The sequence below is a fragment of the Helicobacter vulpis genome, assembly GCF_003660395.1.
GTDB lineage: Bacteria > Campylobacterota > Campylobacteria > Campylobacterales > Helicobacteraceae > Helicobacter > Helicobacter vulpis.
This window is the reverse complement of the sequence record NZ_QXQT01000054.1, coordinates 1-1,664: the sequence shown is the minus strand read 5'-3', so window position 1 is coordinate 1,664 and position 1,664 is coordinate 1. Positions and strand designations below refer to the sequence as shown.

Sequence of the window (1,664 nt, the reverse complement as noted above, 5' to 3'; positions counted from 1 at the left end):
TTAATATGCGCGCCTTGATAATTGTCTTGGGTTTTAATGAATCTAGGATTGATGTCCTCAATGCTGGGGTTGGCTTGTAGACTCTCTAAGATGTGCTTAAATTGCTTATCTATGCTTTCTTTAGGGGCAATAAATGCCCCCCTTAACAAGTCATCCACTCTTTGGCTATCCCCCTTGTAATACGCTAGCTTTTCTTCTATGCTCCCCACACTCTTAAGCACATTGCCACTCTCTAGAGTGCTGCTAGGCTGGCTTAATCCCTCTAAGAGTTGCTTAAACCCATGTTCTTGCTCTTGGGCTTGGGTGTAGAGGGTTTGGGCTTGACTCTTAAGTTCTGGGGTGGTAGGGTTGGGCTCCTTATAACTCTCGCTTAGAGTTCGGTCTAAGTCGTATCCCTTTGAGGAAGGCGTAGGGAGGGTCGTAAGGTCCCCTTTGCTTTTCCACATTGTTACAAAGCTAATTTTGTTTTTCTTGGTTAAGGCTTCTTCAACGACCACATAATGCCCGTTAATTTGTTTCTTGTAGACAATGTTGTTCCCCTCAATTTCTCTAATATCTGCCTCTTTAATGATATTGGGGTAGTTGCTGATGTCCTCCATTGTGATAGGGATTTGGTTGCGAGAAGTTTCTACCTTTAAATCCCCATGCCGATTCAAGGCATGCGCTACATGCTGAGCATCTATCTCCCTAGCTAGCGCGTAATTGCCCTTAAAGCTAAATTCTGATTTGAGTTGTTCTAACTCTTCCCCCTCTATCTTGGCAATTAAAAGCCTATCTGTGGCTTTAGGGTTGGCTAAATCCCACCCTTCTATGTGGCCTTTGATCTCTTGGGGACTTAAGTCCTCTTTTAAGGTGGATTTAGTGGGTAAATCTGTGCCATCTTGACTCTTAAGTTCTGGGGTGGTAGGGTTGGGGTGCAGGTTCAGGCTTGAATCGCCTGCTCGGCTAGTAAAGGCTTGAATAAGGCTAGCGTTTTTAATTTTATCTTGTAGAAATTTTTCACGCACTTTGGGGATAAAAGTGATGAGTCGCTGGTCGTTCTCTTGCGTGATGAGTAGGCTAAAGAATTGATCGCCATTTCTAAAAGCTTTAATGTATTCGCTTCGATCGCCACTAATAATTTTTAAGTCCCAATTATGCAAAGTGGGCTCAACTAAATTAAGATAGGCTAGACGGCTTTGCGCGTCTTCTTTCTTTTGCAAGTGTTTAATAAAATTCTCTTTATTTTGCACGCTCTCAAGGCTTTTTAAAAACGCGTCTAGCTCTAAGTCTGGGGGCACTGCTTGGGGGTTGAGATTTTCTAAAAGGTCTAAGGCCTCTTGGGGCTTAAGGGGGGTTAACTCGCCCTTAGGCGGTTCTCCCCCCTTGCCTCCTCCTGCTGGAGTGGGTTCTAGCTTAGGGGTCTCTGGGCTGGGTTCTATCTTGGGTAAGGGTAATCCTCCTCCTCCTCCATCATCTGGAGGTAAGCCCCCCTCAATCTCTCTGATGAGGGCTTTGGTGGCGTTGTCAAAGTCGGTGCGCTGGACTAGCTGGTTGAGTTGGTTTTTAAAGGCCTCAACGCTGTGGCTCTTGTTTAAAGCGGCTTTGAGGTGGTGGCGCAAGGCTGCTGCGCCTATCTTCTGGTTAAAGCCCTTGAAAAAGGGAATATGGGGCATGGTGCGCAC

At 45.7% G+C, this 1,664-nt stretch carries 1 protein-coding gene; it reads right to left on the bottom strand.

Features of this window, described 5'->3' with window-relative positions; genetic code table 11:
* The coding region (locus EAO38_RS09280; RefSeq protein ID WP_456237302.1) for a PBECR3 domain-containing polyvalent protein at positions 1 to 1,664 on the bottom strand (1,664 nt) is incomplete at both ends.